Raw genomic sequence first — 17386 nt, forward strand, 5'->3', positions numbered from 1 at the left:
CCTTCTCCTATTTAAAACTGAAACACCTTACGAAAAAAGCGCTTTCGGTATCTATGATTTTACCATATAGATACGAAAACGCTTATTGTTTTATTTGTTAAGGCTCAATGTCTAATGGCTATTGTTCAATTAATAAGATAAACCCGGACTTAAGTTTGCTTCTTTAACTTTTTCATTGGATTTTGATTTAACTGCGTGTAGCTGCTGTACTTCTTGCTGCACTTCATCTTCAATTCCAAAAATTTGCTGGAATAGTGCAAGCTGGGCTTCTGCATCTTTCTCATTAGCAAGCTCCTTTGCCTGAAGAATAGGCGTTTTCAGCAACTGATTAATAATTGACTTCGTATGCTTATTAATAATTTTCCGCTCACGTTCCGTCAAGTTTGGCATTTTATTTTCGATGCTCATCATAGTTTCTTCTTGAATGGATGACGCTTTTTTACGCAAGGCAGAAATAACCGGAACAACACCCAGTGTATTAAACCAATCTTTAAATTGAATGATTTCATCATGAATCATAGTCATAATTTCATTTGCCGCACGCTCACGCTCCGCCAAGTTCGCTTGTACAATTCCTTGTAAGTCATCAATATCATATAGAAAAATATTCGGAACATCGCCAATACGCGGATCTAAATCTCGTGGCACTGCAATATCGACCATAAATAATGGGTCACCCTTACGGAATTTTGCAACGTCCTTCATTAAATCATAATCAATGACATAATCTGTTGCTCCAGTAGAACTGATTAAAATATCTGCTTCTAGAAGCGTACATTGTAATTCATTCATCGCTTTTGCTTTACCATCGAATTTTGATGCTAAATTTTGAGCTTTTTCAAATGTCCGATTAATAACCGTAACTTTCCCTACACCGTTGCCATAAAGATTTTGAATTGCCAGTTCGCCCATCTTACCGGCACCTAATATTGCAACATGTTTATTTTGTAAAGAACCGAAAATTTTCTTAGCAAGTTCTACCGCTGCATATGAAACAGATACTGCATTTTCACCAATCGCTGTTTCATTATGGGCGCGTTTTGCAAATGTAACCGCTTGTTTAAATAACTGATTGTAAACGGTTCCAGTAGTACCTATTTCTTGACCCTGTAAAAAACTTTTCTTAACTTGTCCTAAAATTTGTGTTTCTCCCAACACCATTGAATCAATGCCCGCCGTTACACGGAATAGGTGATTTAACGATTTATCCTCTTCATAAATGAATAAATGATCTTCGAATTGATCCATTGGGATGTTAAACCAGTTAGCCAAAAATTGTTTAATATAATAGCGGCCAGTGTGCAATTGATCAACAACCGCATAAATTTCCGTACGGTTACAAGTAGAGATAATTACGTTTTCTAATATGCTTTTTTGCTTTTGTAGCGCTTCCATAGCATTCGGAAGATCCGATTCGATAAACGATAACTTTTCACGAATTTCTACTGGCGCTGTTTTATAATTCAAGCCTACTACTAATGTATGCATGAACCTCTACACCTCACACGTTCTAATTCATAGATTATATTGTAACATAAAGTTAGCATGACTCACGTTTAGTTTGTGAACATGCTATGAAAGTATTTGCAAAATATGATAAGTCAAATCCTCTTTTCCGATTTTTTGCGGTAAGAGTTGAAAAATTTTTTTACTACGATGATATATACCCTAAATTCAAAAATTTAAATTAGAATTATTCTAATGTAAGTTTAACAAAGTTCGACAATGATTTCAATGATACAAACTAAAAAAGAAGCTCACTTTTGTAATGAGCTTCTTTTTTGTCACATATTATGAATTTTTGTTGCAATTACATTCCCTGATTCATCAAGAGCTTGGAATTCAACTTCTACGTATAAATCAAATTCAGGGAATTCGTACAATTGCGGTCGATGCATAAAGCGAGATGAACCACGTTCAGGTAAATCATAACGCACATCTCCACTTGGCGAAATAAATACGACACGCACCGCTTTTACATTTTCACAGCCTGTATTTACATCAGCAAGAATTGTCACACGTTCTTCTATTCTTACATCTGTACGATTAAAGATTGTGTCCCCTACTAAACAACTATTGTTCATAGTAGGCGTTTTACATAAAATCGTAGTAATAATCGACTGTAACGAACCATGTAAATTTTCTATTGTTGAGATATTTTGATACGTACCTTTTGTTTCAGATGAAATATCTTTCAGTAATTTTTCATTCACAGTTGTATACGAACCAACCGAAACAGTATGAATTGCAATGCCTTTCTCTTTTGCCATTCGGATGACCTCATCTAAACCATTACTGTTCGAATAGCCATCTGTAACTAATACAATCGCTTTATTTGTATATTGATTTGTAGTGAAATTATTCACTGCCGTTTTTAATGCTGCTACAATATTCGTCGAACGATTTTCATTTTTATAGCTCAATAAACTATCGATACTTGAAACGATTGCTGCAGTATCTGTTGCTTCATGGTTTGAACGATTGCTGAATCGATACACATGACTCGGCTTAGCTCCAATTTGCTTCACTGTCTGCTTCACTTTATCTGCCGTATAGTTTTTCGCATCTCGTACTTTCATCGAACCTGAATGATCGACAACAAACATCACTTCAGATTCAATGGCACAAAGATTATTTTCAAAGCGGGGATTTGAAAATACAGATTGTGTAACTGTTGTATTTTTTAATCCTTGGAAAATTTTATCATAACGTGGATCCAAGTCAATTAAGCGTGCTTTCACCTGAGAATTGCCATATAGGATATCATCAAAGTATACAACTGCAGAGCCACGGCTACCCGTGTTATTATTGTAGTCCTTTGTATTCGTATCAAATGATACAACACGTGTTTTTCCATTGAACGTTACTTCTACCGTCCCTTTGTAATCAGTAATAATAACACCGCTTGGCGCCACTAAATTAACAATTACTTTCGTATACCGATCCATACCTTCCGGACGCTGCTGCAATTCTTTTCCTGCTTGTAAGACCGCAATTTTTGATACAGCACCTTCCAGCTTCCCGATTAAATCCGCATAATCTTTACGCAGTAAATTTTTATCAATTTGTCCTAAACGATCATACATTGCTTTTATTACTTCAACTGATTCTTCATGTGCCAATGTAATTTGATCTGCAATCGGCAAAAACTTGCCTGTTAAATAAATAATTACAGCATGTAACATAGAATTGAAAGGAACCGTATCTTCTTCACTCATGACGCCCTGAAGATCATATGTTGCTCGCCCTTCATTGTTTACTGTGTACATTACTTTAGCACTTCCTAAACCGCCCCATGAAGATTCATCTTTTGGACCTTCAATCATATAGTCTAAAATTTGCTCAAATAACCAAACAGAAATAATTTGACCCTCTAATTTCAAGTCGGCATTTCCGTATTGAATGTCCTTTGAAGTGACTTGACCTTGTGTTAATTTACCATCCGAAGTAGTATACGATTCCCATTTAGATCCCGTCATAACTTTCATATCTTCATCATAATTGGAAATTGTAATAATTCCATTTGTTGTAAACGGCACAGTAGTAGTCTCAACTACACCTTGTGGTAAAGCCGGTAATGGTCTCACTCCTGGATCAACAGTCCCGCCATTCCATTCTGTCTGTTCTGGATCAAATACTTCATACGTAATACGAAGTTCTGCTTTTGGTACATATCGCATTGCCACTTCGATCACTTGATTTTTATATGTGTGATATTTCTCCGTTGGGTTGACCATTTCAAAGCGAATCGTATCGACTACTGACTTTGTTAGTGCAGGTGCCGTCACGTATACGTTAAGTTGTGGTCCATCTGTATATACTACTGTCGATTGCCCACTTGTACTCGCATTCGTTTCCGATACTTTCGCCCCCGCTACAGAAGTAACTTTAAAGGCAAGAGATTCATCAAATGATATGTCATTGCCATAACTATCACGTAAATTAATTGTAACTAAAGAGGAATCGAGGCCATTGGCAGTTAGTTCTTCCTTTGCTACTTTAATGTCTTTTACAGCTTTGTATATATCTGGTCTAGTTGTTTTATCATCCGGGTTTTTCCCTGGCTTGGTCGGAATTGCAACCGTTCCATCTTTACTTTCAACAAAGTTTGTTGGTAATGTTATTTTATTATTGTCCTTACCAGTAGGAGCACTTGATAATCCTTCAATCGCCATTTTCCCTTGTTGATTAATGCGATACATAAATACAGCCATATCACCACGGTTAATATTGCGGGTCGGCTTATAGTCCTCAAATGTTCGCTTGCCTGATGTACCCGTAGTGATTTCATTCATATATAAATATTGAACTGCTTGTACTTCCGATAAATCCAAACCATTCACCGCCGCATATAAGCGAGCAAAATGACCTCTGGAAATATTTGCATTACGCTTTGCTGGATTGTCCGCTCCATATAGCGGTATATTTAAATCCTTGTAATATTCATACAACATATCCTTATTATTCGTATTAAAGTGATAGTTACTATCTAACTTCGCCAAAAATTGAAGCATTTGCCATTCCATAACTAGAGTGCCTGATTGGAATTTGTTCCCGCCATATAATTGCATATAATCTTTGTCTACTGCCCATTTAGCTGCTTTATATTTCGAATTAGATTTGGTAATATCCGAAATTTGCTTATTTGCTGCTTCCACCTCTATTGGACCAAAGGGAAAAGCTAAAGAGAGAACTAGAAGACAAGATAGCAGCATTGCCATTAGTTTCTTCATTTTATTCATTTTTGCAACTCCTTAGTTAAAAAACAGAATATTGTCACGGTAGTTTTCTTTTAAATCCGTTTCTAAATAGCGTAAAAATCGTTCAATAATCGCTGAAGATTGTGCGCGTGTTAACGTACCTTTGGGATTGAAATAACCGTCGCTGCCGGACATTAATCCTAACTGTGTCGCTACATAAATTGCATCCCGTGCATAATCGGTAATTCTATAATCATCTTTATAGTCTGTTGTATAGCCTGGATCTGGTGCTTTTCCTTCTAAACCTAGGGCACGGACTAAAATTGTCGCTGCCTGCTGACGTGTTAAAAAGCCGTCAGGGTCAAAAGTATTCGGATTGGTTCCTTTAATAACACCCTTGTTTACTGCTGCACCTAAATAATTGTAGTCTTTCGCTGTACGCTTTACATCTTTAAAAATTGTTGGTTGTGAAGAAGTACGGCGATTGTTATTTTCTTCTAATACACGCAGGTCTATTGCTTTACCAATTGCAACGGCAAAGTCAAAACGTTGCACTGGTGTATTCGGAGAAAAGAAATTTGATTGGTCATCCAAAATGCCAAGTGAATATAATTTCTCAATTTGCTCACGAGCCCAGTTTGTTGATAAGTCACGGAACTTTGGAATTTTCAGCATTTCGAGCTTTGGCATATAGTCAATATTACTAGCAACTTTTCCTCTGCCTGCCGGTAAATCGTATTCATATTCAGATAATGAATCTGCCGAACTTACTGTTTTATAGTTTCCATTGAAACTGGATAAAGTAGCGTCACTTTGATTGAATTCCAAAGTACGTGATTTAGCAGTTGAAACTTTATTTTTCACTGTCCCAATTGATCCATCTTCATAAACAATTTCAAAATCGGTAATTTGGGTTTCAGTTGCACCCCAGAAGTTTTCGTAACCTTCATTTCGACTGTTTGCCTCTACTGTAATTATTTTCGTCACTGCATCTCTTCCCCGACCTGTCGATTCGGTATACGTTTTACGGGCAATCGCTTCTCCAGAATAATAATCCGATGCCGGACGCTTGTCTGTAATGGTACTTTTAGAGAGCTGGTAATCCGCCAATGTAAATGTGCGGTCTCCAATTGTAATTTTTTCTGTAAATTTTGTTACGCTACCAGTCGCTGAACTTTGACCAACTTGATCATAGTTTGTTACATCATATGTATACGTAAAGTTTCTAGTTAATTTTTCTCCACTTGGTCCTGTTAACGTAAATTTATATGTTTCGGTTAACTTACCTTGACGCTCTGTCTTGTTTACTGAAACGTTTTTATTAGTTCCCGTAAATTTAATCGGTTTCCCCGTTAAAAAGAAATATTCTTCGTATTCATACTCATTTTTAACTCCACCTGTTATATCAATTGACTGCGCTGAACTAGTCGATGGGTGGATAAGTAGTACTATAATTAAAAACGAACATGCCGCTACGAAGTTTAAACTAAGCTTTTTCCCCACTAAAATGTCCCTCATTTCCTCATATTTTCCTTTAAAGTTGTATTGGCATGTGAGAAATCCCCTCACATGCCATTAAACTTTTAGTTTACTAGTAGTACATATACATCGGATGTGGAACGTGCAATTGCAGTTACATGACTCCCTTTATAAATCTCCTCAATATCAACCACTTTTCCATCTTTAACTATCATTGCTTTTGATAAGTCTAATGTAAGTGAACCGTATCGGAAGTTCCAGTGTCCATCGTTCCCCCACTGGCTGCTATTATTTAATGAAATCTTTTTCGTGTTGAAATTCACAGAGCTTACTCGTCCTGTCAAAGTTAGCGTAGCCAACCTTTCGTTTGGAACAAAGTGAATTCCTTGAATATGTCCATCATTTACATAGAAGTATCCGTAATACGGATTTGGCGAATTTGTATAATTATCGTATAAATCTAAATCCAATTCAGGAATTACTTTAAATTGCTTTGTACCGTCCAGTTCAGAAGCAATTGTAGAATTACTGTATCCAAATTGGGAAATACGGTTATCCGAATTCCAGAAATGATTGTCAAAACGCTGCAAGTCAGATAAGTCGACTTCGTATGCATCTAAATCTGCTACATCAATTCGGCCAAAGTAAAGTTGGTATTTTGATAAATTCGGTGCTAAAAACGCATCATTTGTTATATTCACAACATGTGCATAGTCATTTTTTGCACCGCCATCCGTTAATACAAAGGCTGTTGTAGAAATTGGTTTCTGTGCTAAATCCAATGCAATTAATCCTTCAGGTTCTACTAATCGTCCGTTACGTATTAAAATTGAACCGTTATGGTAATTTAATTTCTGTGAATTTTTTAGCTCCAGCATATTTACACCAATATTTACACTTTTAATTGGTTGATAGAATGTACGTTCATTTTTAGCTAATACAATAATTTTATCGATAACCTCTTTATTGAATTGGGCTTTTGTCACAAAATAAATATCGCTGTTGCTGTAGTTTTTTAATTGATTTTTTGATATTTTTTTGTTTCCTGCATAAATGGTTGTATTATTTGTAAAGTTGAATGTAGCCTTTGTTTTTATGCTTCCAGTTCCGAATCGCCAATCCAATAAAGTATGGGCATTTTTTACATTTAGCGTATTTTTATTGGTATTAACCGCATTTAAATTCGCTTTATATAAATCTGCAACCGTATTGGCTGTGCTCATAATATTAATCTCGGCAATGCGTGATGTATTGGCTGTAGCAAATTTCAAACGTACACGGTCCCCTACGTAAAGGTTACTAATATCTACAAAAGATTTTCCCTTAAACACTTCTGTATTATTAGTAACGGTATATGTTTTCGTGGATGACCCATCTACCTTTACTCGCATTTGTAAACCGTTTGGATCAATTTGTGTTACAACACCTGAAATTTGTTTACTGTTTTCAACAATCGAACCGTCGCCGTCATTTGTAGAACCGCGTAATTCAGAAATCTTACCTGATTTTAGTTTAATAGTGACACTCATACCTGCTTTAAAACCATCTATATTTGTCAGCGTATTATTAATATAGAATTTCCCTGTGTTTGAAAAGTTAAATGTTGCTGTTTTTCCAGAACTATTTTTCAAAGTAACACTTTTTAATGTACGCGTTACCGTTCCGTTCTTATCTTCAGTTTCATCATAATTCGCTTTCATAAAGGTATATGTAGTAGATGCTTCAGCTTGTTGACCTATCGGTAGAATTGCTAAAGCAAGTGTAATTGCTGTCAGCAGTGTTACTATTTTTTTAAGCAATTATTTCGCCTCCTCATTCATTACTTCTCATTATTTTTATTTCAAAATGGCTTTATGTAACCTTATTTCTTAAAATTCATAATTAAAACTCTTTATCTTATTTATAAAGTCTAGAGCTCAATGTTTGTACAAATTTACAAATAATGTTACATCACCTAATTTAGTTTACCAAATTACCCAGGCAATAGCATCGAAAGTCTTTATAAATTATATAGAGACATCAATTGTATGACCTAGTGTTGGGTGGGACACATCCATTACTTCAATTAATTGTTCTATGCTTTGTTCTTGAAATTCCATTGATTGTTTTGTAACAGCTAATGAAACAGTTTGCATTAAATCCGCTTGTTTCATCGATATTGCTAAAGCTGCGATATCCATATGTAGCACCTCCTACAATTTTTATCGACAAAACAACATTAATATCAAGTAATTATTATAATTTTGATGAAGACTGAACTGTTATTACTGCAGTAGATTAAAAGAGAGATATTTCCAGTAATTTGTTTTTTAAAACCTAAAAAAAGAACAACTTCGAATTTAATCGAGGTTGTTCTTTTTATTTTTACATACGCGATTCAATTTCAGCCCATGCCTCTTCGAAGCCAAGACCTTTTTCTGAAGAAAACACAATTAATGGATCTTGTTTATCCATTTGCAATGTTTCCCGCACATGCTTTTTATGCTTATCCCATTTACCTTTTGGGATTTTGTCAGCTTTTGTCGCTACTACAATAACCGGAATATTATAATGCTTTAAGAAATCATACATCATACAGTCATCATTAGTGGGATTGTGACGAATATCAATAATCAATACAACGGCCCTTAATTGCTCACGTCCCATGAAATATTGTTCAATCATTCTTCCCCAAGCTGCGCGTTCTGATTTTGAAACTTTTGCATAGCCGTATCCTGGAACGTCAACATAATAAAGTTGCTCTTCAATTTTATAGAAATTCAACTGTTGCGTTTTACCAGGTTTTGACGAAATACGTGCCATTGCTTTACGGCCAATCATACGGTTGATAAACGAAGATTTGCCGACATTTGAACGACCCGCTAAAGCGAATTCAGGTAGCCCGTCTTCCGGGAACTGTTCTGGTCGGACAAAACTGCCGATCATTTCTACGTTATGGACTTTCATTACTTATTAAAACCTCCATCTAGTGCGAGCGCAAGAACTTCTTCCGCTTGTGAAACTAGTTTAAATGTGAGTTGCTCACGAATTGTTTCTGGAATATCATCAATATCACGCTCATTGTCTTTCGGGATAATAATCGTCGTTAATCCTGCACGGTGAGCACTTAATGATTTTTCCTTTAGACCACCGATTGGTAATACACGACCTCGTAAAGTTACTTCCCCTGTCATTCCAATTTCGCGTTTAATTGCTTTTCCAGTAATTGCTGACACGATGGCAGTTGTCATCGTTATACCAGCTGAAGGACCATCCTTAGGCACTGCGCCTTCTGGAACATGGACGTGAATATCATGTTGATCAAAATAATCTGAATCAAGTCCTAAATCACCTGTTAATGTACGGACAAATGATAGTGCAATTTGTGCGGATTCCTTCATTACATCTCCAAGCTTCCCTGTTAAGATTAGTTTCCCTTTACCAGGTGTTAATGAAACTTCAATTTGTAAAGTATCGCCGCCAACAGTCGTATAAGCAAGACCTGTTGCAACACCTACTTGATTTTCAAGCTCTGCTTGTCCGTAACGGAATCGATGTTTGCCAAGCATATCCACTAATACTTTTGAGCTAACAGTCACTTTTTTCTTTTCACCTGAAACAATGATTTTTGCAGCTTTACGACAAACAGTTGCTACTTGTCGCTCTAGTCCACGAACTCCAGCTTCACGTGTATAATAACGAATCAAATCTGTAATTGCTTCGTCTTTTATGAGTAGTTGTGCTTTCTTTAAACCATGTTCCTTCATTTGTTTCGGAATTAAATGGTTTTTCGTAATTTCAATTTTCTCATACTCCGTATATCCGGCAATATTGATAATTTCCATACGATCAAGAAGTGGTGCAGGTATTGTACTTAAATCATTTGCTGTTGCAATGAACAGTACATCCTGCAAATTATATGGCTCTTCAATGAAGTGATCGCTAAACGTATTGTTTTGCTCAGGATCCAAAACTTCCAACATTGCAGCAGAAGGATCACCACGGAAATCGTTTGACATTTTATCAATTTCGTCAAGTAAGAATACAGGGTTTGTTGTACCTGCTTTTTTCATTCCTTGAATAATACGACCAGGCATTGCACCTACATACGTACGACGGTGACCACGAATTTCCGATTCATCACGTACACCACCAAGTGAAACTCGGACAAACTTACGGTCCAAGCTCTCCGCAATGGAACGTGCCAAACTTGTTTTACCAACACCTGGAGGTCCTGCTAAACAAAGAATTGGACCGCGTAATGAATTCATCAACTGACGGACTGATAAATACTCCAAAACACGCTCTTTCACTTTTTCTAAACCGTCGTGATCACGATTTAATACCTCTTCAGCGTGGGCAATATCGATACGGTCTTCCGTTTTCTCCGTCCAAGGTATCGATACAAGCCATTCAAGATAGTTACGAATAACGCCACTTTCTGCACTTGCAGCAGGCAATTTTTCATAACGATCAAGCTCTTTTAACGCCACTTTTAATGTAGAATCTGGCATGCCTGAGCTATCAATTTTTTTGCGAAGCTCTGCAACTTCACCTGTTTTTCCTTCACGATCACCAAGCTCTGTTTGAATTGCTTTCATTTGCTCACGTAAATAATATTCTTTTTGCGTGCGCTCCATCGCTTGCTTCACTTTTGTACTGATTTTTTTCTCGAGATTTAAAATCTCCTGCTCATCATGTAGACGAATCATTAAGTGGTCTAAACGTTTCTTAATGTTAGTGATGTCTAATACTTCCTGCTTCTCATTAATTTTAAATGGTAAATGAGAGGCAATTACATCCGCCAATCGACCTGGTTCTTCAATATCGAGAACAGATTCGATTGTTTCAGTCGTAATTTTATTTGATGATTTTGCATATTTTTCGAAATAAGATAGTACCGTACGCATTAAAGCTTCCGTTTCAGAATCTTTAAATTGCTCGTCTTCAAATATCTCCAAATCCGCAATTGTAAATTTTTCAGCATCTTTGTAACTTACCATCTCCGCACGGTTTAAACCTTCAACCAAGATGCGTAATGTGCCGTTTGGAAGCTTTAGCATTTGCTTAACCTTCGCTAAAGTACCCATTTTATAAAGATCTGATTTTACAGGTGAATCAACACGTAAATCTTTTTGAGTAACTAAAAAGATCGTACTGTCTCCAAGCATCGCATGTTCAAGTGCAGCAATAGAACGCTCTCTACCAACATCAATATGTAAAACCATTGTTGGGTAGACAAGAAGTCCTCTTAACGGTAAAACTGGCATATTAGATAATTTTTTTGTCACGCGGGTATTCACCTCCATCCAAATCTTAAAAACAACCCGCATTATAAGTATGTGTCAGCTATTCATAAAATTTTCATCCAACCAATATGTATATCCTTTTTGTAAGAAAAAGCTGACTTTGGACTTGCTTAAGAAGTCTAAGTCAGCTACATAATTGGAACATTCAGCAAAAATTATGCTGAGGTTTTTTCGTTATCATCTTTTTTCAATACTGAACCATCATCCAAAATTAATTTTGGCTCTGCTTTATCGCGAATTGTCTCTGCTGTGATGATACATTTTTTAATGTCTTCACGTGAAGGCAATTCAAACATAACGTCCAACATTGTTACTTCAATAATAGAACGAAGTCCACGAGCACCAGTTTTACGTTCGATCGCTAATTTTGCAATTTCAACAAGTGCCTCATCTTCAAACTCCAACTCAACATTATCCAGTTCTAACATTTTTTGATATTGTTTTGCCAAAGCATTTTTAGGCTCTGTTAAAATTTGAACTAATGCATCAACATTTAACTGCTCTAACGTTGCCAATACTGGTAAACGACCAATAAATTCTGGAATTAGTCCAAATTTCAATAAGTCTTCCGGAATTAATTGAGACATAATAGAAGCATCTTCTTCAACAACGTTATTCATAGTTGAAGCAAATCCTATTACTTTCTCACCTTGACGACGTTTAATAATCGTTTCGATTCCGTCAAATGCACCACCAACGATAAATAAAATGTTTGATGTATCAATTTGTAAAAACTCTTGGTGTGGATGCTTACGTCCACCTTGTGGAGGAACGCTAGCCACAGTACCTTCTAGAATTTTAAGTAGTGCCTGTTGTACACCTTCACCTGATACATCGCGAGTAATTGATGGATTTTCAGATTTACGAGCCACTTTATCAATCTCGTCAATATAAATAATCCCTTTTTCGGCACGTTCAATATCGTAATCCGCAGCTTGGATTAATTTTAAAAGAATATTTTCAACATCCTCACCAACATAACCCGCTTCAGTTAAGCTAGTTGCATCGGCAATGGCAAATGGTACATTTAAAATACGTGCCAATGTTTGAGCTAGTAATGTTTTACCGCTACCAGTTGGACCGATTAAAACAATATTTGATTTCGATAATTCAACATCGTCAATTTTCGAATTTGAATTAATACGTTTATAGTGATTATAAACAGCAACTGCTAAAGCTTTTTTTGCCCGTTCTTGTCCGATAACATATTCGCCTAATATATTCAAAATATCTTTAGGCTTCGGAATATCTTTGAACTCAATTTCCTCTTCGATTCCTAGTTCTTCCACTACGATCTCTGAGCAGAGCTCGATACATTCGTCACAAATATATACTCCTGGTCCTGCAACCAGTTTACGAACTTGTTCTTGTGGCTTACCACAAAAAGAGCATTTTAAATTGCCTTTTTCATCATTAAATTTAAACAATTTGGTTCACCCCTATTCAAGCAACAATCTTACAAGATTCTAGTTGTTTTATCAAATAAATTGATTGCATATTGTTACTGGCTTGATTTATGTCTTATGATTTTCGCGTTAGCGCATCAACATTCATTGGATTTTATTGTAGCTTTTTCTCAACAAATATTCAAATACCCTAACCATTATATGTATGTATTCAAATCACAAATAATTTATTTAAGTGATAAAACAAGGCACGGAAAAAAACCGCACCTTGTCAAAATTTTGATTTAATTTATTCATTACTAGTTATCTCATATATGAAAGACGGTAGCCCAGTGATTAAACTAATAATAATCGACAATGTTAATAGTTAGCCATGGTTATTATACAAAGTACGATTCAATAAATTATTTCAGTCAAATAAATTAGTTAGTAATTTTAGCGTTTTCTACAAGGAATTCAACTGTTTTTTGTGTACGGATGTCGTTCTCAAGAACTTTTGTTCCGCCTAAAGCAGTTAAGATTTGGTCATTTGACATACCAAATTGTGCAGCCATTTTTTCAAGCTCAACATTGATGTCTTCTTCTGTTACTTCAATATTTTCTGCTTGACCAATTGCTTCTAACACTAATGTTACACGTACACGGTTTGCAGCTTCTTCAGCCATTTGAGTGCGTAATGCTTCTTCGTCTTGACCAGAGAATTGGTAGTATAAATCTAAGTTCATACCTTGCATTTGTAAGCGTTGACCGAACTCTTGTACCATACGGTCTACTTCTGTGTTGATCATACCTTGTGGAATTTCAACTTCTGCATTAGCAGCTGCTTTTTCTACAAGTTCATCACGTAATGATGCTTCAGAATCAGCTTCTTTGTTAGCTAAAGTAGTTTCTTTTAATTTTGTACGTAAAGCTTCTACTGTTTCAACTTCTGGGTCCATTTCTTTTGCGAACTCATCTGTTAAGTCAGGTAATACTTTAGTTTTTACTTCTTTAACTGTTACTACGAATTTCGCTTCTTTACCAGCTAATTCAGCAGCATGGTACTCTTCAGGGAAAGTAACTACAACATCTTTAGTTTCGCCAGTTTTAGCGCCTACTAATTGCTCTTCGAAACCTGGAATGAATGAACCAGAACCGATTTCTAATGAGTAGTCCTCACCTTTACCGCCTTCGAATGCTTCTTCACCTACGAAACCTTCGAAATCGATAACAGCAGTATCACCTTCAACGATTGCTTCATTTTCTTTAATTTCTAATTCAGCTTTTTTAGCTAATTGAGCGTCGATTAAAGATTGAACTTCTTCGTCAGTTACTTCTGTAGTTTGTTTAGTTACTTCTAAACCTTTGTATTCGCCTAATTTTGGTTCTGGTTTCACAGTTACTGTAGCAGTGTAAGTGAAGTCAGCACCTTTAGCGAAGTTTTCTGTACCAGCGATTTCTGGGTAATCAACAGGTTCAATACCAGCTTCATCTAAAGCGACTGGGTATGAAGAATTGATAACGATTTCTAAAGCATCTTGGTAAAGAGCTTCTACACCGTACATTTTTTCGAATACATTACGAGGCATTTTCCCTTTACGGAAACCAGGTACGTTAATTTGTTTTACAACCTTTTTGAAAGCTTGGTCTAAAGCTTTATCTACTTCTGCAGCTTCTACAGTAACAGTTAATAAACCTTCGTTACCTTCTTGTTTTTCCCATTTTACTGACATATATATTACCTCCAAAGTTAACATTCGTTTGAATAAACAAACTGTCATATATATTGTTTGACAACCATTTTAGTATAACATAGATGAACAATGTTTCAACTTTTTTCACTACTCTTGTAAATCTGATATTTTTTCTATCTTCTGTAAAAAATCAACTATTTCACTGTTTATTTCCACTATTTCCCCAAACATGGATTTAACAAATTCAATATAACTTAACGCGATATCTTCACTTCTGAAAATTGCCCATTCAAATGGATAAAGGACAATTGCATGCTTTGCCATTAAATGTTGAGCAAACTCTAATGTAGAGGGCTCTTGTACAAGTTTTTCCGATATAATGGTCGCAATTTCCTCATATTGGGGCATTTTGGTTGGTAACGGTAATTGAGCTGGATTGACTTGCTTTGTCATGTCAAATTTAGCTATATTCAAGTCCAAGTTGACTTCCTGCTCTACTAATAATATAAGCAGCAAACTTTGAATAAATGGGTGCACATCTTCTGTCTCAATAACGGCTTTAATTTCTTTTACATATGGGCGGATATTTTTTTCAGGTAGTTCATTAATTATCATTAGCTGTTCTTGTACAGATAACTTTAGAAGTTCACTTGCGATAATTTCAAAATCCCCATCATCATCGTTTACAGGTGATGATTGCAACTGTGATCCCTGATTTTCGGCAATATGCGCATTTAAGTTTTTTAGTCGTTCAAACTTTTCGATTTCATGCTCAGGTATTAATTCTTCATCAAATAATGACTCTATAATTTTTTCCACTTGTTTAAATTGACGTAATTGCATGCAAATCGTTAAGTAAAGTTCCATCACTTCAAAATACATACTTGGGCCAATTGCCAATAATTCTTCACATATTTGTTTTGCCCGCTCGAAATTTTTCACTTCATACAAAGAATAGGCAAAAATACTAAGTGATATTTCATCTCCTTCTCCTAATAGCAAGGCTTGCTCAAACATTTCGTTTGCTTCATTATAATGTAATGTCTCAGCTAATTTTTTTGCTTCATTAAATAGCCTGTCCACTGTGCCCGGAAATAAAATAACTTTCCTTTTATTTTTATTCTCTTTATTTTCATTCATCATAATCACTCCATTGACGACATAGGTACACCTTCGCATCCTTGTCAATTGCACTTATTTTAACTCCGTTGCCATATTCCAAAAATATGTTCACAAAATTTATACTTATATTAATTTACAATACTTAAAAAAGTTATATACTAAGTACTAGTATTTTTGGAATTTTTGCTAATATAAAAACTTCTAATTCAATATTCCCATTATTCTTAGTAAATAATCGTAGTAAAATACATCTACTATTCATAAAAGGAGTGTCTATTATGGTGGTACTTTCGGAAAATGTACTACTACAGTTTAAAAATCGGTTCGAAAAATCAATGGAAAAGCTGCCGATTAGTGTAGTAAGTCTAAGTACAGCAATTGTAAACGATATAGAATACCCAGTAAAATTTGATTTCATAACGGAAACGATTGTAAATTATAAAGGACAAATCGTGACGACAAATATAATTGAAATCGAAGGAACAATTCCGGGAACAATTAAAATCGGTTCCATCACGATTTTGCCTCAACATATACATCTTACATGTGAATATGAAATTTTAACAATTACAAATAATGAACTAAAAACATTAGTAACAAATGATAAGCCATTGTTATTATATAGTGATTGGCTATTAGATGCGATTGAAAATGAGATTTTAGTATTGGAAGTAAAAGCCGATAATGATCAATTGGTCGACTGGCCTGTGGGAATTAAAAACGCGTATTTTTTATAAAATAATTAAGTACATAGCATTCACCATCTTCCTTAAATAGAAAGATGGTGAATTTTTTAATCTTTTAAGCTGATAATACGTTCTATTTGCATTGAAAATTCAGTGCTGTATACTAAGCGCTATGCACATTTTTAATGAATGAAAGTGGGATATATTTATGAAATTCGGATTTATCGGCCTTGGAAACATGGCCAACGCGATTATTAATGGAATGATTACAAGTCGACAATTTAATGCTACAGATGTATATGGGATTAATCGTAGCATCGAAAAAACAGAGGCACTCATCAGTCAATATGGGATTCAAACTGCAGATTCAATAGAGCAACTAATGTCACAAGTAGATGTCGTTATTATTGCAGTAAAACCTCAAATGTTTGATCAAGTAATTCCATCAATTCAACAGCATTTAAAGAGCAATCATATTGTTATTTCGATTGCTGCCGGAAAATCACTTGACTATCTACATCGTGAGCTTGGGGCACAGACGCCTATTTTCCGTGTCATGCCTAATATAAATTCAACTATTGGCGCATCTACAAGCTGTTTTTCAACAATTGTAGGTAATGATGAACAAAAAGACATTGTTGAAAAGCTGTTTGCTACAGTAGGAACTATTGACGAGCTTCCTGAAGAATTATTTTCTATATTTACAACGATTGGTTGCGCCTCCCCCGCCTTTACTTATCTGTACATTGATTCGTTGGCACGTGCTGCTGTTCGCGAAGGCATGCCTAAAGATATGGCGCTTAAAATTGCGGCAAGTTCTGTAATGGGTAGTGCGAAAATGGTATTACAGTCCGACTCACATCCTTGGGCATTAATCGACCAAGTTTGTTCACCTGGTGGAACGACGATACAAGGTGTCACATCCCTACAAGTTAACCATTTCGAAAGTACAATCTACGATGCAGTTGATGCCGTTACAAACCGTGATACTCTTCTGCAAAAGCAAACATCAAAATAGGCTGTTACCTAGTG

Annotated in this window: 12 protein-coding genes; 2 read left to right on the forward strand and 10 right to left on the reverse strand. The window is 35.6% G+C overall.

The window, feature by feature from the left end:
* Positions 1 to 129 precede the first annotated feature (129 nt).
* The 10 genes from hemA to H9632_RS03565 form a co-directional block, all read right to left on the reverse strand.
* Positions 130 to 1488, reverse strand: coding sequence for a glutamyl-tRNA reductase (gene hemA / locus H9632_RS03520; RefSeq protein WP_191702735.1), 1359 nt, complete (start codon positions 1486 to 1488; stop codon positions 130 to 132).
* A gap of 296 nt (positions 1489 to 1784) precedes the next feature.
* Positions 1785 to 4742 (reverse strand): VWA domain-containing protein, encoded by a 2958-nt coding sequence (locus H9632_RS03525; RefSeq protein WP_191702736.1) that lies wholly within the window; start codon positions 4740 to 4742, stop codon positions 1785 to 1787.
* 12 nt (positions 4743 to 4754) lie between these two features.
* The gene (locus H9632_RS19045; protein ID WP_191702737.1) at positions 4755 to 6203 is read right to left on the reverse strand and encodes an S-layer homology domain-containing protein; all 1449 of its coding nucleotides are present in this window, start codon (positions 6201 to 6203) and stop codon (positions 4755 to 4757) included.
* Between the two features lie 80 nt (positions 6204 to 6283).
* A complete protein-coding gene (locus tag H9632_RS03535) occupies positions 6284 to 7978 on the reverse strand; it encodes a phosphate ABC transporter ATPase (RefSeq protein WP_191702738.1) in 1695 nt (564 codons plus the stop codon).
* Between the two features lie 207 nt (positions 7979 to 8185).
* Positions 8186 to 8359, reverse strand: coding sequence for a YjfB family protein (locus H9632_RS03540; protein ID WP_191702739.1), 174 nt, complete (start codon positions 8357 to 8359; stop codon positions 8186 to 8188).
* Positions 8360 to 8543: 184 nt separating this feature from the next.
* Positions 8544 to 9125 carry a ribosome biogenesis GTP-binding protein YihA/YsxC gene (yihA, locus tag H9632_RS03545; RefSeq protein ID WP_191702740.1) on the reverse strand — a complete coding sequence of 194 codons (582 nt, stop codon included), beginning with the start codon at positions 9123 to 9125 and terminating at the stop codon, positions 8544 to 8546.
* Positions 9125 to 11467, reverse strand: coding sequence for an endopeptidase La (gene lon / locus H9632_RS03550; protein ID WP_191702741.1), 2343 nt, complete (start codon positions 11465 to 11467; stop codon positions 9125 to 9127). The genes yihA and lon overlap by 1 nt, the downstream gene beginning before the upstream one ends.
* 155 nt (positions 11468 to 11622) lie before the next feature.
* Positions 11623 to 12894, reverse strand: coding sequence for an ATP-dependent protease ATP-binding subunit ClpX (gene clpX / locus H9632_RS03555; RefSeq protein ID WP_191702742.1), 1272 nt, complete (start codon positions 12892 to 12894; stop codon positions 11623 to 11625).
* Positions 12895 to 13295: 401 nt separating this feature from the next.
* Entirely contained in the window at positions 13296 to 14585 is a 1290-nt protein-coding gene (gene tig, locus H9632_RS03560) for a trigger factor (RefSeq protein ID WP_191702743.1), read from the reverse strand.
* Between the two features lie 108 nt (positions 14586 to 14693).
* Entirely contained in the window at positions 14694 to 15686 is a 993-nt protein-coding gene (locus tag H9632_RS03565; RefSeq protein WP_191702744.1) for a DUF3196 domain-containing protein, read from the reverse strand.
* Positions 15687 to 15946: 260 nt separating this feature from the next.
* Here H9632_RS03565 and H9632_RS03570 point away from each other — a divergent pair, with 260 nt between their 5' ends.
* Positions 15947 to 16405: a hypothetical protein gene (locus tag H9632_RS03570; protein WP_191702745.1), complete on the forward strand. Its 459-nt coding sequence runs from the start codon at positions 15947 to 15949 to the stop codon at positions 16403 to 16405.
* Between the two features lie 157 nt (positions 16406 to 16562).
* Positions 16563 to 17372, forward strand: coding sequence for a pyrroline-5-carboxylate reductase (proC, locus tag H9632_RS03575; protein WP_191702746.1), 810 nt, complete (start codon positions 16563 to 16565; stop codon positions 17370 to 17372).
* Positions 17373 to 17386 lie beyond the last annotated feature (14 nt).

It is taken from the genome of Solibacillus merdavium (genome assembly GCF_014836935.1).
GTDB lineage: Bacteria > Bacillota > Bacilli > Bacillales_A > Planococcaceae > Solibacillus > Solibacillus ferritrahens.

Coding starts and splice junctions, on each gene's coding strand:
- hemA (WP_191702735.1), bottom strand. CDS start 1,488: ATGCATACATTAGTAGTAGGCTTGAATTATAAAACAGCGCCAGTAGAA.
- H9632_RS03525 (WP_191702736.1), bottom strand. CDS start 4,742: ATGAATAAAATGAAGAAACTAATGGCAATGCTGCTATCTTGTCTTCTA.
- H9632_RS03540 (WP_191702739.1), bottom strand. CDS start 8,359: ATGGATATCGCAGCTTTAGCAATATCGATGAAACAAGCGGATTTAATG.
- yihA (WP_191702740.1), bottom strand. CDS start 9,125: ATGAAAGTCCATAACGTAGAAATGATCGGCAGTTTTGTCCGACCAGAA.
- lon (WP_191702741.1), bottom strand. CDS start 11,467: ATGGAGGTGAATACCCGCGTGACAAAAAAATTATCTAATATGCCAGTT.
- tig (WP_191702743.1), bottom strand. CDS start 14,585: ATGTCAGTAAAATGGGAAAAACAAGAAGGTAACGAAGGTTTATTAACT.
- H9632_RS03565 (WP_191702744.1), bottom strand. CDS start 15,686: ATGAATGAAAATAAAGAGAATAAAAATAAAAGGAAAGTTATTTTATTT.
- H9632_RS03570 (WP_191702745.1), top strand. CDS start 15,947: ATGGTGGTACTTTCGGAAAATGTACTACTACAGTTTAAAAATCGGTTC.
- proC (WP_191702746.1), top strand. CDS start 16,563: ATGAAATTCGGATTTATCGGCCTTGGAAACATGGCCAACGCGATTATT.